At 66.6% G+C, this 22,957-nt stretch carries 23 protein-coding genes; 11 read left to right on the top strand and 12 right to left on the bottom strand.

Features of this window, described 5'->3' with window-relative positions; all coding sequences use genetic code 11:
- Positions 1–13 precede the first annotated feature (13 nt).
- Positions 14–1,204 carry an SbmA/BacA-like family transporter gene (locus BRAD285_RS26235; RefSeq protein ID WP_006615464.1) on the top strand — a complete coding sequence of 397 codons (1,191 nt, stop codon included), beginning with the start codon at positions 14–16 and terminating at the stop codon, positions 1,202–1,204.
- On the opposite strand, the gene BRAD285_RS26230 is transcribed toward BRAD285_RS26235, so the two are convergent.
- Genes BRAD285_RS26230 through BRAD285_RS26220 form a run of 3 tightly spaced genes read right to left on the bottom strand, consistent with a single transcriptional unit; the run spans position 1,164 to position 4,441 of the window.
- The gene (locus BRAD285_RS26230; protein ID WP_006615465.1) at positions 1,164–2,102 is read right to left on the bottom strand and encodes a 1-phosphofructokinase family hexose kinase; all 939 of its coding nucleotides are present in this window, start codon (positions 2,100–2,102) and stop codon (positions 1,164–1,166) included. The genes BRAD285_RS26235 and BRAD285_RS26230 overlap by 41 nt on opposite strands.
- A gap of 3 nt (positions 2,103–2,105) precedes the next feature.
- Positions 2,106–3,086, bottom strand: a complete 981-nt coding sequence (gene glk, locus BRAD285_RS26225; RefSeq protein WP_006615466.1) for a glucokinase — start codon at positions 3,084–3,086, stop codon at positions 2,106–2,108.
- The gene (locus BRAD285_RS26220) at positions 3,083–4,441 is read right to left on the bottom strand and encodes a GH1 family beta-glucosidase (protein WP_035648907.1); all 1,359 of its coding nucleotides are present in this window, start codon (positions 4,439–4,441) and stop codon (positions 3,083–3,085) included. The genes glk and BRAD285_RS26220 overlap by 4 nt, the downstream gene beginning before the upstream one ends.
- Positions 4,442–4,823: 382 nt before the next feature.
- On the opposite strand from BRAD285_RS26220, the gene BRAD285_RS26210 reads away from it, so the two are divergent.
- The 5 genes from BRAD285_RS26210 to BRAD285_RS26190 are packed head-to-tail and all read left to right on the top strand — an operon-like array spanning position 4,824 to position 10,227.
- On the top strand, positions 4,824–5,774 hold the full coding sequence (locus BRAD285_RS26210) for an ABC transporter permease (protein ID WP_006615469.1): 951 nt from the start codon (positions 4,824–4,826) through the stop codon (positions 5,772–5,774).
- 8 nt (positions 5,775–5,782) lie between these two features.
- Positions 5,783–6,649 (top strand): ABC transporter permease, encoded by an 867-nt coding sequence (locus BRAD285_RS26205; RefSeq protein ID WP_006615470.1) that lies wholly within the window; start codon positions 5,783–5,785, stop codon positions 6,647–6,649.
- The gene (locus BRAD285_RS26200; RefSeq protein WP_006615471.1) at positions 6,646–7,656 is read left to right on the top strand and encodes an ABC transporter ATP-binding protein; all 1,011 of its coding nucleotides are present in this window, start codon (positions 6,646–6,648) and stop codon (positions 7,654–7,656) included. Before BRAD285_RS26205 ends, BRAD285_RS26200 begins: the two co-directional genes overlap by 4 nt.
- Complete coding sequence (locus BRAD285_RS26195; RefSeq protein ID WP_006615472.1) at positions 7,653–8,705, top strand: ABC transporter ATP-binding protein; 1,053 nt, start codon at positions 7,653–7,655, stop codon at positions 8,703–8,705. Before BRAD285_RS26200 ends, BRAD285_RS26195 begins: the two co-directional genes overlap by 4 nt.
- A gap of 34 nt (positions 8,706–8,739) precedes the next feature.
- On the top strand, positions 8,740–10,227 hold the full coding sequence (locus BRAD285_RS26190; protein ID WP_006615473.1) for an ABC transporter substrate-binding protein: 1,488 nt from the start codon (positions 8,740–8,742) through the stop codon (positions 10,225–10,227).
- A gap of 242 nt (positions 10,228–10,469) precedes the next feature.
- Here the strand turns inward: BRAD285_RS26190 and BRAD285_RS26185 are convergent, their stop codons facing one another.
- On the bottom strand, positions 10,470–10,664 hold the full coding sequence (locus tag BRAD285_RS26185) for a hypothetical protein (RefSeq protein WP_006615475.1): 195 nt from the start codon (positions 10,662–10,664) through the stop codon (positions 10,470–10,472).
- Positions 10,665–10,862: 198 nt separating this feature from the next.
- Here BRAD285_RS26185 and BRAD285_RS26180 point away from each other — a divergent pair, with 198 nt between their 5' ends.
- Positions 10,863–11,756, top strand: a complete 894-nt coding sequence (locus tag BRAD285_RS26180; RefSeq protein ID WP_006615476.1) for an NAD(P)/FAD-dependent oxidoreductase — start codon at positions 10,863–10,865, stop codon at positions 11,754–11,756.
- A gap of 109 nt (positions 11,757–11,865) precedes the next feature.
- Entirely contained in the window at positions 11,866–12,030 is a 165-nt protein-coding gene (locus BRAD285_RS35900; RefSeq protein ID WP_006615477.1) for a hypothetical protein, read from the top strand.
- 6 nt (positions 12,031–12,036) lie between these two features.
- Here BRAD285_RS35900 and BRAD285_RS26175 read toward each other — a convergent pair whose 3' ends face one another.
- Genes BRAD285_RS26175 through BRAD285_RS26150 form a run of 6 tightly spaced genes read right to left on the bottom strand, consistent with a single transcriptional unit; the run spans position 12,037 to position 18,287 of the window.
- Positions 12,037–12,879, bottom strand: coding sequence for an ABC transporter permease (locus BRAD285_RS26175; RefSeq protein ID WP_006615478.1), 843 nt, complete (start codon positions 12,877–12,879; stop codon positions 12,037–12,039).
- Between the two features lie 11 nt (positions 12,880–12,890).
- Positions 12,891–13,820, bottom strand: coding sequence for an ABC transporter permease (locus tag BRAD285_RS26170; protein ID WP_035648911.1), 930 nt, complete (start codon positions 13,818–13,820; stop codon positions 12,891–12,893).
- The gene (locus BRAD285_RS26165) at positions 13,820–14,812 is read right to left on the bottom strand and encodes an ABC transporter ATP-binding protein (protein WP_006615480.1); all 993 of its coding nucleotides are present in this window, start codon (positions 14,810–14,812) and stop codon (positions 13,820–13,822) included. The genes BRAD285_RS26170 and BRAD285_RS26165 overlap by 1 nt, the downstream gene beginning before the upstream one ends.
- Complete coding sequence (locus tag BRAD285_RS26160) at positions 14,809–15,783, bottom strand: ABC transporter ATP-binding protein (protein WP_006615481.1); 975 nt, start codon at positions 15,781–15,783, stop codon at positions 14,809–14,811. The genes BRAD285_RS26165 and BRAD285_RS26160 overlap by 4 nt, the downstream gene beginning before the upstream one ends.
- A gap of 4 nt (positions 15,784–15,787) precedes the next feature.
- Positions 15,788–17,425 carry an ABC transporter substrate-binding protein gene (locus tag BRAD285_RS26155; protein ID WP_006615482.1) on the bottom strand — a complete coding sequence of 546 codons (1,638 nt, stop codon included), beginning with the start codon at positions 17,423–17,425 and terminating at the stop codon, positions 15,788–15,790.
- Positions 17,426–17,465: 40 nt separating this feature from the next.
- The gene (locus tag BRAD285_RS26150; protein WP_006615483.1) at positions 17,466–18,287 is read right to left on the bottom strand and encodes a sugar phosphate isomerase/epimerase; all 822 of its coding nucleotides are present in this window, start codon (positions 18,285–18,287) and stop codon (positions 17,466–17,468) included.
- Positions 18,288–18,524: 237 nt separating this feature from the next.
- On the opposite strand from BRAD285_RS26150, the gene BRAD285_RS26145 reads away from it, so the two are divergent.
- Positions 18,525–19,637 (top strand): hypothetical protein, encoded by a 1,113-nt coding sequence (locus tag BRAD285_RS26145; RefSeq protein ID WP_244422400.1) that lies wholly within the window; start codon positions 18,525–18,527, stop codon positions 19,635–19,637.
- A gap of 43 nt (positions 19,638–19,680) precedes the next feature.
- Here the strand turns inward: BRAD285_RS26145 and BRAD285_RS26140 are convergent, their stop codons facing one another.
- Positions 19,681–20,325 carry a PQQ-binding-like beta-propeller repeat protein gene (locus tag BRAD285_RS26140; protein ID WP_006615485.1) on the bottom strand — a complete coding sequence of 215 codons (645 nt, stop codon included), beginning with the start codon at positions 20,323–20,325 and terminating at the stop codon, positions 19,681–19,683.
- A 204-nt stretch (positions 20,326–20,529) separates the two neighbouring features.
- On the bottom strand, positions 20,530–21,753 hold the full coding sequence (locus BRAD285_RS26135) for a hypothetical protein (protein ID WP_006615486.1): 1,224 nt from the start codon (positions 21,751–21,753) through the stop codon (positions 20,530–20,532).
- A gap of 84 nt (positions 21,754–21,837) precedes the next feature.
- Between BRAD285_RS26135 and BRAD285_RS26130 the strand changes: the two genes are divergently transcribed.
- Positions 21,838–22,599: a DUF899 domain-containing protein gene (locus BRAD285_RS26130; protein WP_035648915.1), complete on the top strand. Its 762-nt coding sequence runs from the start codon at positions 21,838–21,840 to the stop codon at positions 22,597–22,599.
- Positions 22,600–22,616: 17 nt separating this feature from the next.
- The gene (locus BRAD285_RS26125; protein ID WP_035648917.1) at positions 22,617–22,868 is read left to right on the top strand and encodes a hypothetical protein; all 252 of its coding nucleotides are present in this window, start codon (positions 22,617–22,619) and stop codon (positions 22,866–22,868) included.
- Positions 22,869–22,957: the final 89 nt, after the last annotated feature.

Below are 22,957 nucleotides of genomic sequence, written 5' to 3'. Positions count from 1 at the left end.
TTTAGATGATCCCATGACAAAAGTTCCCCGGCGAGATCCGTTCGCTGCCGATGAGCCCGACGACCTCCGCTCCGCCGGCCTGTCCGAGGACGACAATGAGGACAGCAATCGCGAATGGTCGCGGTTCTGGCTGACGGCGCGGAATTTCTGGTGCGGATGGCCGGCATGGCGGGTCTGGCTGCTCTGCGCCATTCTCGTCGGCATCGTCATGCTGCAGCTCTACGTGCAGTTCCGCTTCAACACTTGGAACAGGGATTTCTTCAATGCGCTGGAGGGCCGTGACCCGGCGCGCCTGCGCGAGCAGGCCATGCTGCTTGCGCCGCTGTGTCTCGCCAGCGTGGCCCTGGCGGTGGCGTCCGTCTGGGGCCGCATGGCCATGCAGCGCAATTGGCGGCAATGGCTGGCGGCCAAGGTGATCGACTATTGGATCGAGAACGACCGCTATGCGCGGCTGGCCTTGGTGCAGGGTGATCAGAAGATTCCCGAGTATCGTATTGCCGAGGACGTGCGTATCGCGACCGATGCGCCGGTCGACTTCGCCGTCAACGTCATCTCCTCGCTTCTGACGGCCATCATCTTCCTCCAGGTGCTCTGGCAGGTCGGAGGTCCCATCGGCTTCAGCTTCGCCGGCTACCATGTCTGGATTCCCGGCTATCTCGTCGTCAGCGTCGCGGTCTATTCCGGGCTCGTCACCGGTGCGATGCTGTGGGTGGGGTCGCCGCTGACACGCGTCATCCAGGTCAAGAACCAGGCTGAATCGGAGCTGATCACCGCGGCGCATCTGCTGCGCGACATCGGGGAAGGTGTTTCGCCGAAGGACGACACGCGCGGCGTCATCGCCGCGCTGTGGCAGGCGCTCGATCGCACGATCCGGCAGTGGCGGCGGCTGTGCTGGCGATTGATGCGCATGACGCTGGTCTCACATACCAACTCGCTGCTCGCGCCGATCATCGGGCTCGTGCTGTGCGCGCCGAAGTTCCTGAGCAACGAGATGTCGCTCGGCGAGCTGACACAGGCGGCCGCGGCCTTTACGCTGGTGCAGGGCTCGTTCAACTGGCTGGTCGACAATTACAGCCGCGTCGCCGACTGGATGTCGTCGCTGGAGCGCGTCGGCGGATTGTTGTTGTCACTCGACCTGCTGAACGATGTCGCCGAGGTGGACGTCAGGCGGTCTGAAGCTGCACGTCAGGCAGCAGACGGGTGATGTCGGCGGGGTCGGACAGGGCGGTGCCCGTGCGCAGCAGCGCGGCCGCACCCGCCGCCACCGCGAAGCGGAACGCTTCGTCGAGCGATGCATTAGCGGCAAGCTTGGCCACCAGCGCGCCAAGAAAGCTGTCGCCGGCGCCGACCGCGTTGATCGGCACCATCCGCAAGGGCTGCGCGCGCAGGACGCGCTCCGCTGTCACGACCAGCGCGCCGAGATGGCCCATCGTCAGCGCCACGATTCTGGCCTTGCCAGTCGTGACCAGCATGCGCGCCGCGGCTTCCCAGGCCGTCGCATCCGGCAGCTCGCCGCCGACGAGCTCATGCATCTCGCGCAGCGACGGCTTGATCAGATCGACGCCGCTGGCGACAGCCGCGGCCAGCGCCGGGCCGGAGGTGTCGAGAATGAATTGCGCGCCACGCGCCCGCGCAATTGCTGAGACGCGCGCGTAGTAGTCGGCCGGCACGCCGCGCGGCAGGCTGCCGCTGCCGATCACGAAGCGCGGAAACGGATCGAGCGCGCTCACGAGCGCGAGCCCGGCCTGCCATTCGGCCTCGCTGAGAGTCGGGCCCGGCAGGATGAAGCGATAGGGCTGGCCGGTGCTGCGCTCCTGGACGAAGAAGTCCTCGCGCGTGTCCTCGGCCGTTGTCCAGGTGCGGCTGGTGACGCCCTCATTCTCGACCAACTGCTTCAGCAGCACTCCCGTCGGGCCGCCGACCGGATAGAGCGCCGTCACGTCGCCGCCAAGCCGGGTGATCACACGGGCGACATTGATGCCGCCGCCGCCGGGATCGCGCCGCTGCGTGCTACCGCGCAGCTTCGCCACCGGCACGATGGTCTCGACCGTCGTCGACACGTCGACCGCCGGGTTCGGCGTGATCGTGATGATGTCGCTCATTGATCAGGTTGCGGAGGACCCGCCGCTCGCAGTGATGCCGGACTCGTAGAAGGATTTGAGGCCGAGGAAGCTGATATCAGGCTTGGTGACGAGATGCACCGGGATCGGGCGCAGATAACTGTCGTAGCGGCCCTTGCTCTCGAACTGCCGGCGGAAATCGGACTTGGCGAAATAATCGGGGAAGCGCGGCGGAATGCCGCCGGCGATGTAGACGCCGCCGCGGGCGCAGAACGTCAGCGCCAGATTGCCGGCGACGGCGCCGAGCCAGGCGCAGAACATATCGAGCGTGGCGCGGCTCGTGGCGCAGCTGCCGTCGAGTGCGGCGTGCGTGATCGCGGCCGCGTCTCGCATTGGCACGCTCGCGCCGTCGATTGCTGCGATCGCCTGATAGACGTTCTCGAGGCCCATGCCGGACAGCGCGCGCTCGATCGAGACATGGCCGAAGCGCTCGCGCATCTTGGCGAGCACGGTGGCCTCGCGCGCCGTCGTCGCCGGCAAGGTCGCATGGCCGGCTTCGGTGACCGCGACGGCCGCGCGGCCATCATTGGGGAGGTAGCAGGCCGCACCGAACCCGGTGCCCGGACCGATCACCAGCATCGGCGCGCCATCGACAGCCGCATGGCCGCCGAGCGGAAACAGATCATCCGGATGCAGAGCGGGCAGGGACCAGCCGACGGCTTCGAAATCGTTGAGCAACTTCGCCGAGCGAAGATTGAACCGCGCCGCCAGCTCGGCGCCGTCGATCACCCAGGTCGAGTTGGTCAGCATGCCGCGGTTGCGCTCGATCGGGCCGGCGATGTCGAGCACGGCTGCGGTGGGCGGGCCGCCGGCGGCATGGCGCGACAGAAAGTCGGTGATCGCATCCGCGATGGTCGGAAAATCGGCGACCTTCAGATGCGCGACGTCGCAGATCACCCCGTCGTCGAGCAGCGCGAAGCGCGCATTGGTGCCGCCGATATCGCCCAGAAGAACGCGCTCGCTCATCCCTCAGTCTTCCGCCCGGTTGTGCGGCCTGCCGGGTCATGGGAGTTCCGGTGGCCCGCAATCATGTCCGCATACCACCGTGCCGATGCCTTGGGAATGCGGCGCTGCGTGGCGTGATCGACATAGACAATGCCGAAGCGCTGCGAATAGCCCGCCCCCCACTCAAAATTATCCAAGAGCGACCAGACGAAATAGCCGCGCACGTCGGCGCCGGCGGCGATCGCCTGTTCCATCGCCGCGGTATAGGCCTTGAGATAGCCGATCCGGTCGTGGTCCTGGATCTGGCCCGCGGCATCGAGCACGTCATTGGCGGCCGTACCGTTTTCCAGCACATAGATCGGCAATTGGAACCGCTGGTGGATATCCAGCAGCGTGTCGCGGAACGCATCCGGCACGACAGGCCAGCCGATCGCGCTGCGCGGCACGGTGTCCGGCGCGGGACCGAAGGCGGCGCCGATCAGGTCGGTGTCGGCCCTGACGTAATGCGGCGAATAATGGTTCAGCCCGAACCAGTCGATGGGACGCGCGATCTGGGCCATGTCGCCCGGCATGACATAGGGCGCGATGGCATCGAGCAGCGCCGGCGGATAGCTGGCGAAGGCCTGCGGAAACGGGAAAGCGTCGTTCCAATAGGCCGCGAGCCGCAGCGCCGCGGCGGCGTCGGCGGGATTGGCCGAGCAGGGATAGCAAGGCTGGCGATTGTGGATCGCGCCGATCGAGGCGCCCGCGACATCCTTGCGCAGCACGTCGACGGCGCGGCCATGGCTGAGATTGACGTGGTGGATGGCCTTGTGCAGCGCCGCCTTGTCGGCGATCCCCGGGGCATGCCAGCCGAGTCCGTAGCCGAACAGCGTGAACACGCAGGGCTCGTTGAAGGTGGCGAAGCGCTTCACCCGGTCGCCATAGCGTCGCGCCACCAGCGCGGTGTAGTCGGCGAACCAGCCTGCGATGTCGCGGTTCTGCCAGCCGCCGAGCGCCTCCAGCGCCTGGGGCAGGTCCCAGTGGTAGAGGCAAAGCCAGGGCTCTATCTCCGCGGCGAGCAGCGCATCGATCAGCCGGTCGTAGAAGGCGAGGCCGGCCTCGTTGGCCGCGCCGCGCCCTTGCGGCAGCACGCGCGGCCAGGCGATCGAGAACCGATAGGCGTTGAGGCCAAGCGCGCGCATTAGCGCGACGTCCTCGGCATAGCGATGGTAATGGTCGCAAGCGACCTCCGCGGTCTCACTGCCTTTGATGCGGCCCGGCGCGCGCAGATACACGTCCCAGATGCTGTCGGTGCGGCCGTCAACGTGGGCAGCGCCTTCGATCTGGAAGGCCGAGGTCGAGGCGCCCCAGACGAAGTTCGGACGTGTGGTCATGATCGGAAAAAGCCTTGCACTGCTGCGTTCGGGCTCATGTTGCCGATCGCCGCCGTCCCGCCGTTGACCGGGATCAAGCGGCTCGGCGGTGTCCTGCGCCGGCGATGGGCCATGACATTGAGGCGGCACGAGCCGCGGCGATTGTTACTCCGTCATGCCCGGGCTCGTCCCGGGCATCCACGTCTAGCTGCGGACGCCGGACGACGTGGATGGCCGGGACAAGCCCGGGCATGACGGTGAGGAGGCAGACGGGGCCCAAGATACCGCGCCCCGTATGCGAGTGTCCTGCGCCGGCGAGGGGTGATCATGCAGGCAATGGGCTTGCATCCCGGGCCAAAGCTGTAGAACGTGCGGCCGCCGAGAATGAGGAGTTTCGGCTCGAATGAGCGTGTTTCTGCTGCGGCGATGCCTGACCTTGCTTGCGACCCTGGTCGGGGCGTCGCTGATCATTTTCCTGGTGCTTGATGCCCTGCCGGGTAACGCGGCGCAGATGCTGATGGGCGCGGACGCCTCGCCCGATGCGGTGAGGGCGCTGACCATCAAGCTCGGGCTCGATCAGCCGCTGGCGCTGCGCTACCTGCAATGGCTCGGTGGGCTCGCCACCGGCAATCTCGGCAACAGCTATGCCTATGGCACGCCGGTGGCGGAGCTGATCCGCGAGCGTCTCGCCATGACCATTCCGCTCGCGATCATGGCGATGGCGCTCACGACGGTTCTGGCGCTCGCGGCGGGCATCTACACGGCCGCCAACCACAATCGGATCGGCGATGTCGGCGTGATGTCGCTGACCCAGATCGGCATCGCGCTGCCGAACTTCTGGTTCGCGATCCTCTTGATCCTGCTGTTCGCGGTGAAGCTGCAATGGCTGTCGGCCGGCGGCTTCCCCGGCTGGGAGGACGGCATCTGGCCCGGCTTGCGCTCGCTGCTGCTGCCCGCGGTAGCGCTCGCGGTGGTGCAGGCCGCCATCCTGGCGCGCGTGACGCGCTCGGCGGTGCTCGACGTTCTGCGCGAGGACTTCGTGCGCACCGCGCGCGCCAAGGGACTGAGCAAGCGCGAGGTGCTGTGGCAGCACGTGCTGCGCAACGCGATGATCCCGGTGCTCACCGTGATGGGCCTGCAATTCGCCAATCTGCTGGCCGGCACCATCGTGATCGAGAACGTGTTCTATCTGCCGGGCCTCGGCCGTCTCATCTTTCAGTCGATCGCCAATCGCGATCTCATCGTCGTCCGTAACTGCGTGATGCTGCTGGCCGCCATGGTCATCATCGTCAACTTCGTCGTCGACGTGCTCTATGCGGTGATTGATCCGCGCATCAAGGTCCACGAGCTGTGAGTGCGTCCGTGATCGTCCAAACAACGGCCGCGCCGGTGCCGAACGCGTTCTGGCGCCGCGCGCTACGCCATCGCAGTTTCGTCATCGGCGCGCTGCTCTGCCTGGTCGTGCTCGGCGCCGCACTGCTGTCGCTGGTGTGGACGCCGTGGTCGGCCTACGAGATCGACGTCGCCTCGAAGCTGCGGCCACCATCCTCGGCGCATTGGCTCGGCACCGACGTGTTCGGCCGCGACATCGTCTCGCTGCTCCTGGTCGGCGCGCGCGCCACCATTTTGGTCGGTATCATCGCGGTCGGCATCGGCCTCACCTGCGGCGTTGCCCTCGGGCTCGTCGCCGCCGCGCAGCGCGGCTGGACCGAGGAGCTGGTGATGCGCTTCAGCGACTTCACCTTCGCCTTTCCAGCGGTGCTGTCGGCGATCATGCTGGCGGCGGTGATCGGTCCGGGCATGGTGACCTCGATCACTGCAATCGGCATTTTCCAGCTCCCGGTGTTCGTGCGCGTCACCCGCGGCTCGGCCGGCGCGATCTGGGCGCGCGAGTTCATCCTCGCGGCGCGCGCCGCCGGCAAGGGCCGCTTCCGCATCACCCTCGAGCACGTGCTGCCGAACATCCTGTCGATCCTGATCGTGCAGGCCACGATCCAGTTCGCGCTGGCGATCCTCGCCGAGGCGGCGCTGTCCTATCTCGGTCTGGGCACGCAGCCGCCGCAGCCGTCCTGGGGGCGCATGCTGAACGACGCACAGACCCTGCTGTTCCAGTCGCCGAGTCTCGCCGTCTATCCGGGAGCTGCAATTGCGCTCGCGGTGCTCGGCCTCAATCTGCTCGGCGATGGTCTGCGTGACCTGCTCGATCCGCGCCTGGCGAGGCAGCGATGATGACGAGCGATCATCCTCTGCTTGATGTCAAAGGTCTCGGCATCCGCCTCAACACCAGCCGAGGTCCGGCGCAGGCTGTGCGCGAGGTCTCGTTCGCGCTGAAGCGCGGCGAGACGCTGGGCATTGTCGGCGAATCCGGCTGCGGCAAGTCGATCACGGCGCTGGCGCTGCTCGGGCTGCTGCCGGACAGCGCGGTCGTCAGCGGCAGCATCAAGCTCGATGGTCGCGAGCTGGCCGGTCTCGATTATGCCGAATATTGCAAGCTGCGCGGCAACCGCATCAGCATGATCTTCCAGGAGCCGATGACCGCGCTCAACCCGATGCACACGATCGGTCATCAGGTCGCCGAGCCGCTGCTGCGCCACACCGGCTGCTCGGCGGCGGAGGCCAGGCGCGAGGCGATCGCGCTGCTCGACCGTGTCGGTCTGCCCGACCCTGCCAAACGCTTCGACGCCTATCCGCACCAGTTCTCCGGCGGCCAGCGCCAGCGCATCACCATTGCGATGGCGCTCGCGTGCAAGCCCGACGTGCTGATCGCCGATGAGCCGACCACCGCGCTCGACGTCACCATCCAGCGCCAGATCCTCGATCTGATCGCCGATCTCGTGGCCGAGCAGGGCATGGCGATGATCCTGATCTCGCACGATCTCGGCGTGATCGCCGAGAACGTGCAGCGCATGATCGTGATGTATGGCGGCACGGTCGTCGAGAGCGGCAGCACGGACGCGGTGTTCTCGCGCATGGGCCATCCCTACACGCAGGGCCTGTTCCGGGCACGGCCGCGGCTCGGCGCCCGCAAGGGCGCGCGGCTGGCGACCATCGCCGGCACTGTGCCCGAGCTCGCCGATCTCCCCGCCGGCTGTCCGTTCGCCGACCGCTGCGATCTGGTCATCGACGCCTGCCGCGCGGCGCTGCCGCCCGCGATCGAGATTGGCGCAGGGCACCATGTGCGCTGCATCCGGACGGATGCCGCGCTCGCGCGCGATCCCGTGGGAGTGGTCGCGTGAGCGTCGCCGCACGGCAAGATGAAGCGACGCCGCTGCTCGAGGTTCGCGATCTGGTGCAGCGCTATACGTTGCCGCGCGAGAGCCTGTTGCGGCCACCGGGGCAGGTGCTCGCGCTGAATGGCGTCTCGCTGTCGCTGATGCCGGGCAAGAGCCTCGGCATCGTCGGCGAGTCCGGCTCAGGCAAGTCGACCTTGGCGCGACTCATCATGGCGCTGGAGGTGCCGTCGTCGGGATCGGTGCTGATGTCCGGGCGCGATCTCAACCGTCTCCCGGGTGATGAGCTGCGCCGCGCACGGCGCGACTTCCAGATGGTGTTTCAGGACCCGTATGGATCGCTCGACCCCCGCCAGACCATCGCGCGCATCGTTGCCGAGCCGTTGACCGCTTTGGAGAGCCCCGATCGCGACAGCTTGCGGACGCGCGTGGCGAGCGTGCTGCGGCAAGTCGGCTTGCGCGATGCCGACATGGACAAATATCCGCACGAATTTTCCGGCGGTCAGCGCCAGCGCATCGCGATCGCGCGCGCGCTGATCACCCAGCCGAAGCTGATCGTCGCCGACGAGCCGGTCTCCGCGCTCGACGTCTCCGTACAGGCGCAGGTGCTCAATCTAATGCAGGACCTGCAGGAGCAGTTCGGCCTCAGCTACGTCCTGATCAGCCATGATCTCGCTGTGGTCGACTATCTCTGCGACGAGGTCGCGGTGATGTATCTCGGCCGTATCGTCGAGCGCGGGCGGCCTGAGGATCTGTTCGGCCAATGCGCGCATCCCTATACGCGCGCGCTGCTGGACGCGGTGCCGCGCGCACAGGCCGGCGCCGTCAGGCGCAGGGGCGCCGACGTTGCGATCGTCTCGCAGTCCCTGGGCACGGCCGGCTGCGCTTATGCGCCGCGCTGTCCGCTTGCCGATTCCCATTGCCGCGAAACTGCTCCGGCGCTGCGGCCGCTCACCGCGCAACATTCGGCTGCCTGCCACCACGCGGAAAGCGTGATGGCGCTGCCGGCGCTGGCCGCCGGGGAAGATCCGCCTCTTGTCTCCAAGCCGCTTTGACGCATAATTCGGTTCCGTCCGGGAGAAACAAACAATGTTGAAAAAACTATCGATCATCGCATTGACCGCGCTCGTTGCGGCCGTAGTGCCTGCGTCGGCGCAGAGCAAGAAGGACAGCGTCGTCGTCGGCATGACCCTGGAGCCGCCGGGGCTCGACCCGACCAGCGCGGCGGCCGCAGCGATTGCCGAGGTCACGCTCTACAACGTCTATGAGACGCTGACCAAGATCAACGAGGACGGCTCGGTGTCGCCGCTGCTGGCCACGAGCTGGCAGGCGTCGTCCGACCTGAAGAGCTACACGTTCAAGCTCGTCAAGGGCGTCAAATTCCAGAACGGCGAAGCGTTCGATTCCGCCGCCGTGAAGTTCTCGTTCGACCGCGCCGGCGCCGCCAACAGCACCAACAAGGACAAGGCGCTGTTCCAGGCGATGGAGGCGGTCAACGCGCCCGACGCCGAGACCATCGAGATCAAGCTGAAATATTCCGAACCGAATTTGCCGTTCCTGCTGGGGCAGGCGACCGCGTCGATCGTCGAACCGAAGAGCGCGCCGACCGATGCGACGCAGCCGGTCGGCACCGGACCGTACACGCTCGGCGCCTGGGCCAAGGGCTCGTCGCTGACGCTTAACAAATGGCCTGACTATCGCAACGCGGCCTCCGTCAAGCTGTCCAAGGTGACGATCCGCTTCATCTCCGATCCGGCGGCGCAGGTCGCGGCGCTGCTGTCGGGTGACGTCGATGCGTTCCCGCGCGGCACCTCGGCACGCACCATCGCGCAGTTCAAGGCCGACCCGCGCTTCACCGTGCTGATCGGCGGCTCCAAGGCGAAGACGATCGTCACCATCAACAACAAGAAGAAGCCGCTCGACGACGTCCGCGTCCGCCGCGCCATTCTCGCCGCGATCGAGCGCAAGGCGATGATCGAGGGCGCCGTCGACGGGCTGGGCACGCCGATCGGCAGCTTCTACACGCCGGGCTCGCTCGGTTATGTCGACACCACCGACATCAATCCCTACGACCCGGAGAAGGCCAAGAAGCTGCTGGCGGAAGCCGGCGTCACCACGCCGCTGCAACTGAGCCTGCGGCTGCCGCCGCCGGCCTATGCGCGGCAGGGCGGCGAGGTGCTCGCGGCGCAACTCGCCAAGGTCGGCATCACAGCCAAGATCGAGAACCTCGAATGGGCGGCGTGGCTGTCGCAGGTGTTCAACGGTCCGCATGATTTCGATCTGACGATCGTCTCCCATGTCGAGCCGTTCGACCTCGTCAAGTTCACCGAGCCGAACTATTACTTCGGCTATCAGTCCGACGCGTTCAACAAGCTGTATCAGAAGATCGTCGACACGCCGGCCGAGGCCGACCGCGCCAAGCTGCTCGGCGACGCCCAGCGCTGGCTTGCCACCGACGCCGCCGCCGGCTTCCTGTTCCAGCCGCAATGGATCACGGTGATCAACAAGAAGCTGAAGGGCGTCTGGAAGGACGTGCCGCAGTTCGAGAACGATTTTGCCAGCTGGAGCTGGGAGTGAGCGGGACCGCTCGCTTTCTGTACCCGCAGCAAGGTGCGAAATGCAGTGCCCTCTCCCCTTGTGGGAGAGGGCATCGACGGCCTATCCCCACGCGCGGTTGGGTGAGGGGTATCTCTCGGCGAGTTGAGCTCGTGGAAAGAGACCCCTCACCCAACCGCGTTTGCCGCTCTGTCCTACATGCCCTCTCCCACAAGGGGAGAGGGCGCAATAAGTAACACTTGCGCTTTGAGCTACTTCATCAACTAGTTCGGCCATTCGATCGGCGTGAAGCGCAATTGCCGCCGCCGCATCTCGGCCTGGAGTTCCTGGGCATATTGCTTGGCCCGCTCGCCGATCAGCCGGTAGGGTCCCCCGATCCGGCTGTCAGCGGCCACCTGCTTGCGAACACTCTCGTAGTACGCCATCAGGCTTTCATCGGTCGAATTGACAAATCTCATCCACGCGCCCTCGCAACAATTCCCCCTCGCTGCCAAGTTTGCACGGCTTTTCCGCCGCGGCAGCGACATAGGTTAACGTTCCCTGGCGCAAATAGTTCCATTTGTGTTCCCTTGTGTCCGAGCTGATTGACGCGCTGTGTGACAGGAACCGTTCCGTCGCTCGACATTTGGTTCCGTCAATCCAATGCGAGGGCGGCGATGCGCACCGAAGTTCTGGTTATCGGCGGCGGTCCCGCGGGACTGATGGCCGCAATCTATCTGGCCCGGTTCCGCCGTCGTGTCGTCGTCATCGATAGCGGGGCATCGCGAGCGGCGCTGATCCCACGAAGCCACAATCTGCCGGGTTTTCCGAACGGCCTTCCCGGCACCGAGCTGCTCGCACGAATGCAGCGGCAGACCGAGGAGCTCCGCGTTCCCATCATCAGCGGCACGGTGACCGCCCTGGAGCAGCGGGACGGAACGATCATCGCCGCGCATGAGGGCGATCCGATCGTGGCACAGCGTGCCATTCTGGCGACGGGCATCGTCGACAAACAGACGCCGTTGGCTGACTGGACATTGGCCGTGCGCGACGGCCACTTGCGCTACTGTCCAGTCTGCGACGGCTTTGAGGCCCGCGGCGGCAAGATCGCGATCATCGGTCCGCTCGGACATGCCGCCGGCAAGGCGCTGTTCATGCGCGTCTACAGTTCCGACGTCACGCTGATCCCCGTCGGCGATGAGCAGAACGACGACAAGCGCCGAGAGCTGCAGGCGGCGGGTGTCCGCATCACGCCCACGCTGAAGGCCCTACATCGTGAGGAGCGCGCGATCGTGGCCACGTTCGCGGACGGCAGCAGCGAACGGTTCGAGATCGTGTATCCGGCGATGGGCGCTGATGTTCGGTCCGACCTCGCGATCAAGCTCGGCGCGCGGCATACGTCGGACGGCTTTCTGGAAGTTGATGCCAAGCAGCGTTGCGGCGTCGAAGGACTGTATGGCATCGGCGACGTCGTCACCGACCTGCATCAGATCGCGGTCGCGTTTGGTCATGCGGCAGTCGCGGCATGCCACGCCCATCATTCGCTGCCGATGCGCTACGCGGAACCGTGAGATCGATCAGCGAGCGAAATTGATCACAACCTGAAATCGCGATATCCTATGTAAGTGCCGCTGCCGTTGACGTGTCGGACCATGGCCCATGGACAGGAAGTCGGCATGTTTGGCAGCTGCGTCCAGCTGTCGTGAGGAAGCCGAGCGTGATCCCGCCCGGCGTGAGCTCTGGCTGCAGCAGGCGTCGAAATGGATGGCGCTTGCCGGCGAGCAGGCGGGACATGCGCTGATCGTCTGTGATCATGCTGCGGCGAGCCCTGACGCCCGCCGCTGAGCGGGATCATTGCAGCGTCGGATCAAGCTTGTCGCGCAGCCAGTCGCCGATCACCGACACCGCGAGCGTCGTGACCACGATCGTCAGCGCAGGCGCGAGCATGATCCACGGCGCCCGCGTCAGGTATTCACGGCCATAGCCGACCATGTTGCCGAGGCTGGTCATCGGCGGCTGCACACCGAGGCCGAGGAACGACAGTCCCGACTCCAGCAGGATGACCTCCGGAAACACCAGCGTCATCGAGACGATCAGCGTCGAGGCGATGTTCGGCAGGATGTGCTTCAGATACACGCGGCCCGGCGTCGCGCCGAGCTGGCGCACGGCGGCGGCATAGCCTTGCGCATTGGCCGAGATGGCGAGCCCCCTTGCGATGCGCGCATAGCGCTCCCAGCCGAACAGGCCCATCAGGCCGATCAGCAGCGGCAGCGAATTGCCGAAGAAGGCGAGCACCGCGAGCGCCAGGATGAGGAACGGCATGCTGGCCTGGAAGTCGGCGAGCATCAGCACGAATTGCTCGACGAGGCCGCGGAAATGCGCGGCGAGAAAGCCGAGCGTGGTGCCGGCAATCGCCGAGATCGCGGTGGCGCCGAACGCGATCAAGAGCGAGATCCGGATCGAGACGATCAGGCGCGAGAGAACGTCGCGGCCGAGTTCGTCGGTGCCGAGCCAATGCGCGGGGTTGCCCGGCAGGGAGAGGCGATTGCGCAGATCGAATTTGGTGAAACCGTAGGGCGCGATCTGGTCGGCGAAAACCGCGATGATCAGCATCGCCGCGATCCAGCCGATCGCGATCGCGACGGAGACCGGGATGTTCGGCCAGCGAAGCCGCTTCGCGGCCGGCGCCTTCATTGCGACGTCGGTCATGCCTCCGCTCCCTTGCTGCGCAGCCGCGGGTCGAGCAGGCCGTAGAGGAAATCAACGACCAGGTTCGACGTCACCATCGTCATCGCCACCAGCAGCAGGATGCATTGCACGACGGCGAGGTCGCGATTGGCGACGGCCACAACCAGCAGCCGGCCGACGCCCGGCCAGGAGAACACGCTCTCGACCACGACCGCGCCGGCGATGAGACTGCCGACCATGAAGCCGAGAATGGTGACGGTGGGGATCGCGGCGTTCGGCAAGGCGTGGTCGGTGATGACGCGGCGCCATGGCACGCCCTTGGCAGAGGCGGTGCGGATGTAGGGCTGGCCGAGGATTTCGAGCATCGCGCTGCGCGTGAAGCGCGCCAGCACGGCGGCGCCGCCGAAGCCGAGCGTCACGATCGGCAGGATGGCGTGGCGCCACGAGTCTTGTCCGCCCGAGGGCAGCCAGCCGAGTTGCACGGCGAAGATCAGCACCAGCAGCAGCGCCAGCACGAAGCTGGGGACCGTGAATCCTGCGACCGCGGTGATCATGACGGCGCGGTCGATCGCCGATCCCCGATGCAGCGCCGCGTAGATGCCGGCGGGAATACCGAGCAGCACCTTCACCAGGAAGGCCGGGATGGTCAGCGCCAGAGTGGCCGGGATGCGCTCGATCACGAGCTGGATCGCCGGGCGGCCGTCGCGCATCGAGCGTCCGAGCTCGCCCTGTCCGATCGCCTTGAAGTAGTCGAGATACTGCACCCAGATCGGATGATCGAGGCCCCACGCCTTGCGGAAGGCTTCGATGACCTCCGGCGGCGCCTCGGGACCCATGATCATCAGCGCGGGATCGCCTGACAGCCGCAGCACGATGAAGGCGAAGGTGACGACGAGCGCGATCGTCAGCAGCGCGCGCGCGACGCGGATCGCAAAGAAGCGGAGCATCACGCGGCGTCCTGATTTTGCGACGGTGCACCGGTCACGAGATGGCACGCCACCTGGCGCTGCGGATCCAGCGCCGTGAGCTGGGGCACCTCGACGGCGCAGCGCGCGGTCGCATGACGGCAGCGCGGATGAAAGGCGCAGCCGGAGCGGCGCGCGGCCGGATTGGGCGGATCGCCGGTGAGCACGATGCGGTTGGTGCTGCGGCGGCCGGGGGCCGGCGAGGCCGACACCAGTGCCTGCGTGTAAGGATGCTGTGGCCGCGCGAACAGATCATCGGCATCGCCATATTCGACAATGCGGCCGAGATACATCACCGCGACCTTGCTGCTGATCTGCCTGATCACGCGGAGATCGTGACTGATGAAGAGCATGGTCAGGCCGAGCCGCGCCTGCAGGTCGATTAGCAGGTTGACGACCTGCGCCTGGATCGAGACGTCGAGCGCGCTGACCGGCTCGTCGCAGACCAGGAAGTCGGGCTTCGTCGCGAGCGCGCGCGCCAGCACGATGCGCTGGCGCTGGCCGCCGGACAGCGCGCCGGGATAGCGGCGGCCATGGCTGTCGTTGAGATCGACGGCGTGGAGCAGCTCGTGCACACGCGCGTCGCGTTCGTCTTTGGTGCCGATGTCGTGGATGTCGAGCGGCTCGCGGATCTGCTCGGCGACGGGAAGCCGGCGGTCGAGCGCGCCGAGCGGATCCTGGAAGATCATCTGCATCCGCGCGCGCTGCGCGCGCCATGCCGCCGTGCCCGGTGCCGCAATCGGCGCGTCGTCGAAGCGCACGGTGCCTTCATCCGGCGGCTCGAGCCCGAGCACCATGCGTCCGGTGGTCGATTTTCCGGAGCCGGACTCGCCGACGATGCCGAGCGTCTCGCCTTTGGCAATCGAGAAGCTCAGGCCGTCGACGGCCCGCACAGCTGTGAAACGTCCGAAAACGCCGGACCGCATGCGATAGGTACGCGAGATCCTGTCGACCTCGACCAGCGGCGTCGTCATTCGGCGGCGAGCTCCACCGGCAGTCGCTGCGGCCGCAGGCAGGCCACGGCGCGGTCCTGCTCGAACGGCGCGAGCGGCGGCACGCCGGCATGACAGCCATCGCCGGCGAAGCTGCAGCGCGGCGCGAAGGCGCAGCCGCTCGGCAGCGCGCGCGGATCGGGTACCGTGCCGGGAATCGCCTGCAGCCGTCGGCGCGCGCCATCGAGCGGCGGCAGCGCGCCGATCAGGCCCTGCGCGTAAGGGTGCCAGGGATCATCGAACAGGCGCGTGGCGGGGGCGCGCTCGACGATGCGGCCGGCATACATCACGCAGACGCGGTCGCAATTCTCGGCGACGACGCCGAGATCATGGCTGATCAGCACCATCGCCATGTTGAACTCGCGGCGAACGGCCGCCAAGAGATCGAGGATCTGCGCCTGGATGGTGGCGTCGAGCGCGGTGGTCGGCTCGTCCGCGATCAGCAGGTCAGGTTGGCCCGCGAGCGCCATCGCGATCATGATGCGCTGGACCTGCCCGCCGGAGAATTCGTGCGGATAGGCCGACAGCCGCCTGGACGCATCGGGAATGCCGACGAGGTCGAGCAGCCGGAGCGCCTCGACCCGCGCTGCCTCGCCACGCAGGCCGCGATGCAGGGCGAGACTCTCACATAGCTGGCGGCGGATCGTCAGCACCGGGTTGAGCGCGCTGGCCGGATCCTGGAAGATCATCGCGATGCGCCGGCCGCGGACTTGGTCGAGCACCTTGCCCTCGGCCCCGATCAGCTCACGGCCGTCGAGCGTGGCGGATCCGGCAACCTTCGCCTTCGCGGGCAGAAGGCCGAGCGCCGCGAGCCAGGTCACCGACTTGCCGGATCCGGACTCGCCGACGAGGCCCACGGCCTCGCCTTTGTCGATGTCGAGATCGATGCCATGCAGCACTTGTGTGCCGTCGAAGGCAACCTTGAGGCCGGAGATGCTGACCAGCGGCGCCACGGCATCAGACTCCGTAGTTGCCGGTGCGGAAGTCCATCGCGAAGGCGGGCGAGGCCTTCCACTTGATCGACTTCGGCTTGGCGGTGAAGGTCGCGTTCTGATGCAGCACGGTGTAGGCGGGGTCCTCGCGCTCGGCGATCTCCAGCATGCGGCCGAACGCCTTCTTGCGCGCGGCGCGATCGGTGGAGGTCTCCAGGAACTCCGACAGCTGGTTCAGCTCGGCATTGGTCCACTCGCCGACCTGCTGCTGCTGGCCGTTCGGGCCGTGCTGGGCGACCAGCGACGACACCGGATCGTTGAAGGCGGCCGAGTTCGACCAGTCGCGCACCGCGCGGGTCGGGGCGCGCTCCAGGATCTGCGACCAGTTCTCCTTGGTCTCGATCTGCACGTTGAGGCCGACCGCCTGCCACATCTCGACCAGCACCTGCGCGGTCGCGGTCTGGTTGGTGTAGTAGTTGTTGAGCAGGCGATAGGGGATCGGGTCGCCCTTGTAGCCGGCCTGCTTCAAGAGGTCCTGCGCCAGCTTCGGGTCGAACGCGGGCACGCTCCAGTCGGCGATGAACATGTCGCCGTAGAACTCCCACTGCAGGCCCTTCGGCACGCGGGTGCGGCCGGCCCACAGGCTGTCGACGATCGCCTGGCGGTCGATCGCGTGGGTGAAGGCGCGGCGCACCAGGGGATTGGCGAGCTGCGGATGGTTCTTGTCGAACACGGTGAGGCGGTGATTGAGGATCGTGCCGCCCTGGACCTCGAACGCCGCGTTCTTCTCGATGCCGGCGATCTGGTCCGGCGGGATGTCGCAGGCTAACTGATATTCGCCGGACAGAAGGCCATTGATGCGGCTCGCGACCTCCGGCACCTCGACGAAGCGGATGCGCTTCAGCGGCGGGCGGCCGCCCCAATATTCGTCATGGGCCTCGAGCGTCAGCGACACGTCCGGCTTGAACTCGACGATCTTGTAGGGGCCGGTGGTGATCGGCTTGCGCGCCCAATCGAGATAGCTCGCCGCCTCTTCCCAGCCGCGCCGGCTCATGATGTCGGAGCCGTAGCGCATCAGGCGGCCTTCGATGGTCACGTCCGGCGTCGCGTTGACGAAACGCACGGTGTATTTGTCGACCGCATCGACGCGGACGAGATCCGGCCACATCCGGCGGGCGACGCCGATCACGTCCGGCGGCAGCTCCTTGCCGGGGCGCGGGGTCGGGATCTTCTCGAACGCCTTGATGGTGGTGCGGCTCTTGGCCTCGCTGTCGCCGAACATACGCTCGCGGCTGAACGAGAACACGACGTCCTCGGCCGTCATCTCGTCGCCATTGTGGAACTTGACGCCCTGGCGCAGCTTCAGCTCGACGGTCTGGTCGTCGATGCGCTTCCACTCGGTGGCAAGGCCGGGAACGGCTTCGAGATTGCCGCGGAAATTCTTCGAGATCAGGCTTTCCCACAGCGACGAGTAGAACACGCGCTCGCCGACGTTGGACTGCTCGCGAAGCACGTCGAGCACGTTCGAATTGGTCACCTTCTGCACGGCGATGGTGACGGAGGGGCGGTTGTCGGCTTGCGCGATCGACACGCGCGGCAGGATGAAGCTGCCGCTGATCGCGGCGCCGGCGCCGAGCAGGCCGCGGCGGGTGAGCTTGGTCATGGCAATCTCTCTTGAGGTTGTCAGGAAAAGAGGTCGTTGCTTATTGGGCGAGGCCGAGCGAGGCGAGGTGCGCCGCGCCAAGCTTGACGTGATCGTGGTTGCGCAATTCGAGGATCAGGCGCGGATTGGAATTGAGCTTCGCCAGCGCGCGGAATACGGCGATCCAGCGGATGTTGCCTTCGCCCGGCGCCCAGTGCCGGTCGGCATAGCCGTCGGTGTCCTGCAGATGCACATGCGTCAGCATGTCGCCCGCGGCATCGACATAGTAGTCGACCGGCGGCGCACCGGTGGAATGATGTGCATAGTTGGCATGGCCGGTGTCGAGCGACACCCGGACCTTGTTGCTGCCGAGCGCCTTGGCGAGCGTGACGCGATCCAGCGGGTTCTTGTCCTCGATGTTCTCGATCACCAGCTCGCAATTGGCCTGCTCGGCCGAGGCGATGACATCCGACAGCGTCGCGCGCACGCGCTCGATCAGCGCCTCGCGGTTGTCGGGCAGCATGTCGATGTTGTTGTAGTCCCAGGTGGTGTAGGGCGAGTGGATCACCATCTGCGTCGCGCCGAGAAATTCCGCGACCTCCAAGCCTTGCAGCAGCCGCTTGGTGACGGCGCGACGGATCATCGGATCGTGGCTGGCGATGGTGAAGCCCCAGAACGGGCCGTGGATGCCGAGCCGGCCGGTATGGCCCGACAGCATCGACTTGATTTCCTTGGCCGTGCTGCGCCAGTCGCTGTCGAGCAGGTCGGCGCGGAAGAAGTCCTGGATCTCCAGATCGCGCTGGCGCTCCAGCAGCCAATCGGTGTGGGCCGGAATCGATTTGACGGAGAGGGCGGCACCGAGGACGGGCAGCGTGTCGGACATGTGACGAGATCCCTTGCTTCAGACCTCGTGAGCGCTAGCGGAGTTCGATGACGGTCCCATGAAGGGCTGTGGACGAGGACCGCGACATGTTGTGTCCCCCCGCAAAAGATGGCGGCGAGTTGTCCTATCCCTAGAGTGGCCGATGGGCCTTCGGTGCTACTTGACGTAGCCGCGGGAATTGCAACAATGCGGCGAAAAAGGGGAATTGGGATGACGGTACGGCGTGCGATCTGCGGGATGATGCTTTCGCTCCTGGCACTCACGATGGCTGCGTTGAATGCGCCGGCGCATGCCAAGGGGCCGTATGGCGCCATCTCCGTCGCCGGCTGGTCGGGCGGCGCCTACACCGACGACAACACCGGCAAGTTCTCGAGCTGCATCGCGTCCGCCAGCTACAAGAGCGGCATCAATTTCGGCGTGCTCGCGCTGCCGACCTACAATTGGGCGCTCGCCTTCATCCATCCGACCTGGTCGCTCACGCAGGGTCAGAAGTTTCCCATCGTGCTCAGCTTCGATGGCCGCAACTCCTACAACGTCGAGGGCTCCGTCTGGTCGGCGAACATGGTCGTCGTGCCGATGCCGAACGACTCGACGCTCATCAAATCCTTTCGCGCCGCGCGTACCATGTCGGCCTTCGCGCAAGGCAACCTGTTCCAGTTCGATCTCAATGGGACCTCGGTGCTGCTGCCGTCACTTGCCAATTGCGTGCGCCTGATCAATGCCGGCGGAATGGCCGCGGCGACGAACTTCACGGTGCAGCCCAATGCGGCCGCGGCGCAGCGTCCGGCCGCGCCGCCTGCCGCAGTCGCGCCAGCTGCGACGGCGAGTGTTCAGCCGGTACGTGCTGCGGAGGATTCGCCCGAGCTGCAGCTCGAAGCGATGCAGATCGCCTCCAACTTCATTCTGAAGGCCGCGCTGTCGCATCCGGCGATCCTCGGCAGCGGCGAGCGGCCGGTGTGGCTGACGGCAGGCGGCGTCGCCTGGAAGTCGGACAACGCCACCGGCTTCGTTCGCATCGTGCCGCCGCAGCGCAATGTCGATGGGCTTGAGGTCGCCGCTACGATCATCGGCAACGACGCCAGGGACTGCAAGGGCAAGTTCATCTCCGCGCGCAACAGCGAGTTGGTGGACAGTGCCGTCGTATTCCGCGGCATGTCGTCGTGTGAGGACAGCGAGAAGTCGGATATCGCCGAATACTTCATCTTCCCGCGCAAGGCCGGCGGCTTCGTGCTGTTCTCGGTCGTCACGCCGACCAAGCCGGTCGGCAGCGGCGGTGGCCAGCAGTTGCAGACGCGCGAGGAGGCGAATGCCAACTTCCGCAAGGCGGCGTTCACGTCGATCGCGAAGTAGGCCTGCGCAGGCTCGCTCCGGCGTCATCCCCACCAGTGGCGCCTTACCCTTGCGCGCGTTTCGGCCGCCGGACGGCGCGGACCTTGCCGCTGTCGCCGCCGCCGCAATACAGTGTGTCGCCACCATCCGACTCCATGCCGGAGACGCCGGTGCCTGCGGGCATGTCGAGCTGGTCGAGCACCTCGCCGGTCGCGGGATCGATCCGCCTGATGTCGCTCACATCGTCCTCCCAGGTGCCGTGCCACAGCTCACCATCCACCCAGGTCACGCCGGTGACGAAGCGCGTGCAGGGGATGCTGCGCAGGATCTGCCCCGTCGCCGGATCGATCTGGTGGATCTTGCGGTCGCGATAGGCGCCGACCCACAACGATCCTTCCGCCCAGGCCAGCCCGGAATCTCCGCCGCCGGATGGCGCGGGGATCGTCGCGAGCACGCGGCCGCTGTCGGGGTCGAGCTTGTGGATGCGGTCCTCGGCGATCTGATAAAGGTACCGGCCGTCGAAGGCGGTGCCGGCATGCGAGGGCATGTCGAGTGATTTGCGCACCGTACCGTCGGTGGGATCGATCGCCTTGATGCTAGGGCCGGTCGCGATCCAAACCTGCGTGCCGTCATAGCTGACGCCATTGACGCGATCGGCGCCCTCGAATGGGCCGTATTCGCGAAGGATCTCTGCCGGTGCGCGTTTCATGTCGTGCTCCATTCCTGACACGCTTCGTTGTCGTCCCGGCCTTGAGCCGGGACCCATACGCCAGAAAGGGGTGTTGGGGCAGGCTGGCCATTGGCTTTTCGCCCATCACATCCGCCGCGGAGTATGGGTCCCGGATCGGCGCTGCCGCGCTTCGCGGGTCACGGCTTGTCCGGGACGACGATGGCGAAATATCCGAGCCGCATGCTAAGCGAGCGACGACCACGCCGGGAGTAACAAGCTGGTCGCGAATGCCGGCACGACCGGACAGGTCCAGCGCTGGGCCCGGCCGCGGCCGAACGACTGGACCTTGCCCGACACCGCCAGCGCATCGAGCGCGCGCTGCACCGTACGCTGGCTTAAGCCGAGCGCCAGCGCAAGGCCGGAACTCGACCACGCCTCGCCATCGGCGAGGCAGGCCAGCACGGGGGCATTCTCGTCCTCGATCGGCTGCGCCAGCACGATGACGTCGCCGTCGCCGCTACTGGGAGTCAAAACAAAGCCATCGCGGGTGGCCTTGACCTCGGCAATTCCCTTCAAGAGATGACGCAAGCGTCCGATCTCAACGCGCAAGCGGGCGCGATGCGATTCATCCGCGTCCTTGCCCCGGAATGCTTCTGCGATCAGCTCCGCCCGCGCGACATCATTCGGCGCTCCCTCCGCCAGCCGGCGGACGAGCGCAAACAACACGGGACGCCGCGCCAATGGCACGATGCGGTCGCCGCGTCTGACCACGAGCCGGCATGCATCGATGATCAGCCTGTCCGATCGCAGCAGCGCCTCGACCTCATCGAGCAGCAGCAGCCGTTGCTCGCCTCCTTGGATCAGGCGCGCGGCCGGCGCGGACAGCGTTCCCAAGAGACGTTCGATCTCCGCATGCAGCTCCGGGCTGCGCGCCTGCCGCGCCGTGCGCACGGCTCGTTCGAGCGCCGCCTGCGCCGCCTTGGTCTGCAGCCGGCGCAACGCCAGGCCGGCGACGATCAGCTCATAGATGGTGCGCGCCGCCGGCTGCAGCGGCGTGGGATCGAGATCGGCGAGCCCACGCTCGGCGTGATCGAGATGTCCGATCAGAACCATGCGCCGGATTTCGAGGCTCCGCGCGTAGGCGGCATTGGTGAAGTCACCATGCTGCTCCAGCGTTTGGCGTGCGGCGGCGAGCGCCTTCGTTGGCCACGACAGATCACGCGCCGCGAGCGCGATCTCGGCCTCCGCGACCGCGCAGCGCGCACGCGCGATCGCTGCCTTGGGACCGAAGCTGCGCGCGGCCTGCCGCAGCAGCGCCTTCGCTCTGATGACATCGCCGAGCCGCGCCATCGCGATGCCGCGCAGCGCCAACGCAGGTGGATCGTCGCGCAGCGCGACGCGATTGAGTGCGCCGAGCGGATCACCGGCGGCGAGCGCCTGCGCTGCCGCCGAGATCAGCGAGTCCATGCAAATCCCGCCACACTTGTCACTCCCGGCTCCTCCCGCGCCGATCCTAGTCTCAGTTGCGGTCAACACGCAAAGGAGACGGACATGACCATGCATCTGACTGGAACTCGCGAAGACTGGCTCAAGGCACGGCTCGACCTGCTGCAGGCCGAGAAGGACTTCACCCGCCGCGGCGACGAGCTGGCGCGACGCCGCCAGGAACTGCCCTGGGTGCGCGTCGACAAGAGCTATCGCTTCGATACGGAAGAGGGGCCGGCGACGCTGCCCGATCTGTTCAAGGGCCGCTCGCAGCTGCTCGTTTATCACTTCATGTTCGGGCCCGACTTCCAGGCCGGCTGCCCGTCCTGCTCGATGATCGCCGACGGCTTCAACGGCTTCCAGGTGCATCTCGCCAACCACGACGTGATGCTGTGGGCGGTGTCGCGCGCGCCGCTGGCGAAGCTGAAGGCCTACAAGGCGCGCATGGGCTGGAGCTTCCCGTGGGCGTCATCGGCCAGCAGCGACTTCAATTTCGACTTCAACGTCGCGATCACCGAGGAGCAGCAGCGCGAGGGAGGTACCGAGTACAATTACCGTACGAGCCCGCCGATGGGCGCCGGTGATGTCCCTCCGATGGTCTCGGAGATCGCTGCCACCGCCGGCACCGACGGCGCGACCTTCATGCGCGATCGTCCCGGCATGAGCGCGTTCATCATCGAGGACGGCGCCATCTATCACACCTATTCGAGCTACGCCCGCGGCCTCGACGGCCTCTGGGGCGCCTATCAGTGGCTCGATCGTGCGCCGAAGGGCCGCAACGAGCAGGGCGTGTGGTGGCGCCGCCGCGACGAATACGCGGCGCGCTGAGAGCACGGAGCGAAGCCATGGCGTTCTTCCAATCCAAGCGGCGCCTGATGCCGGACCTCGCCGACGCCCTGCGTCTCGCCGCGGCGCCGACTTTCGCGCTGATGGCCGTGCTGAACGCCATGGCCCGCGACGGCCGGGCAGATGTGATCTGCTCGGCCATGCCGGCGGGCGCACCGTTCGGTGACATGACGGTGATGTATCTGCTGATGAGCGTGTTTCATCTGGCGCCGTGGGTGAGGCGGATGCGGCGGGGCGTTCCAGGGTCGTAGGAAGACGAGAAGCGATGACGGCAGACTGGCAGTTAGTTGTCGACCAGTCTGGTTCGCGGAGAGAGACCCCTCACCCAAGCGAGTTCGCG

The organism is Bradyrhizobium sp. ORS 285, assembly GCF_900176205.1.
Classification (GTDB): domain Bacteria; phylum Pseudomonadota; class Alphaproteobacteria; order Rhizobiales; family Xanthobacteraceae; genus Bradyrhizobium.
The sequence above is the reverse complement of the archived record's forward strand: the minus strand, read 5'-3'. Positions and strand labels throughout refer to the sequence as shown.

What these genes read in the sequence shown, in the direction of transcription:
- glk (WP_006615466.1), bottom strand. Translation starts at nt 3,086, where the DNA reads ATGAGCGAGCGCGTTCTTCTGGGCGATATCGGCGGCACCAATGCGCGC.
- BRAD285_RS26145 (WP_244422400.1), top strand. Translation starts at nt 18,525, where the DNA reads ATGATGCTTTCGCTCCTGGCACTCACGATGGCTGCGTTGAATGCGCCG.
- BRAD285_RS26150 (WP_006615483.1), bottom strand. Translation starts at nt 18,287, where the DNA reads ATGTCCGACACGCTGCCCGTCCTCGGTGCCGCCCTCTCCGTCAAATCG.
- BRAD285_RS26125 (WP_035648917.1), top strand. Translation starts at nt 22,617, where the DNA reads ATGGCGTTCTTCCAATCCAAGCGGCGCCTGATGCCGGACCTCGCCGAC.
- BRAD285_RS26135 (WP_006615486.1), bottom strand. Translation starts at nt 21,753, where the DNA reads ATGGACTCGCTGATCTCGGCGGCAGCGCAGGCGCTCGCCGCCGGTGAT.
- BRAD285_RS26220 (WP_035648907.1), bottom strand. Translation starts at nt 4,441, where the DNA reads ATGACCACACGTCCGAACTTCGTCTGGGGCGCCTCGACCTCGGCCTTC.
- BRAD285_RS26130 (WP_035648915.1), top strand. Translation starts at nt 21,838, where the DNA reads ATGACCATGCATCTGACTGGAACTCGCGAAGACTGGCTCAAGGCACGG.
- BRAD285_RS26140 (WP_006615485.1), bottom strand. Translation starts at nt 20,325, where the DNA reads ATGAAACGCGCACCGGCAGAGATCCTTCGCGAATACGGCCCATTCGAG.
- BRAD285_RS26180 (WP_006615476.1), top strand. Translation starts at nt 10,863, where the DNA reads ATGCGCACCGAAGTTCTGGTTATCGGCGGCGGTCCCGCGGGACTGATG.
- BRAD285_RS26175 (WP_006615478.1), bottom strand. Translation starts at nt 12,879, where the DNA reads ATGAAGGCGCCGGCCGCGAAGCGGCTTCGCTGGCCGAACATCCCGGTC.
- BRAD285_RS26200 (WP_006615471.1), top strand. Translation starts at nt 6,646, where the DNA reads ATGATGACGAGCGATCATCCTCTGCTTGATGTCAAAGGTCTCGGCATC.
- BRAD285_RS26210 (WP_006615469.1), top strand. Translation starts at nt 4,824, where the DNA reads ATGAGCGTGTTTCTGCTGCGGCGATGCCTGACCTTGCTTGCGACCCTG.
- BRAD285_RS26230 (WP_006615465.1), bottom strand. Translation starts at nt 2,102, where the DNA reads ATGAGCGACATCATCACGATCACGCCGAACCCGGCGGTCGACGTGTCG.
- BRAD285_RS26155 (WP_006615482.1), bottom strand. Translation starts at nt 17,425, where the DNA reads ATGACCAAGCTCACCCGCCGCGGCCTGCTCGGCGCCGGCGCCGCGATC.
- BRAD285_RS26170 (WP_035648911.1), bottom strand. Translation starts at nt 13,820, where the DNA reads ATGCTCCGCTTCTTTGCGATCCGCGTCGCGCGCGCGCTGCTGACGATC.
- BRAD285_RS26190 (WP_006615473.1), top strand. Translation starts at nt 8,740, where the DNA reads ATGTTGAAAAAACTATCGATCATCGCATTGACCGCGCTCGTTGCGGCC.
- BRAD285_RS26185 (WP_006615475.1), bottom strand. Translation starts at nt 10,664, where the DNA reads ATGAGATTTGTCAATTCGACCGATGAAAGCCTGATGGCGTACTACGAG.
- BRAD285_RS26165 (WP_006615480.1), bottom strand. Translation starts at nt 14,812, where the DNA reads ATGACGACGCCGCTGGTCGAGGTCGACAGGATCTCGCGTACCTATCGC.
- BRAD285_RS26235 (WP_006615464.1), top strand. Translation starts at nt 14, where the DNA reads ATGACAAAAGTTCCCCGGCGAGATCCGTTCGCTGCCGATGAGCCCGAC.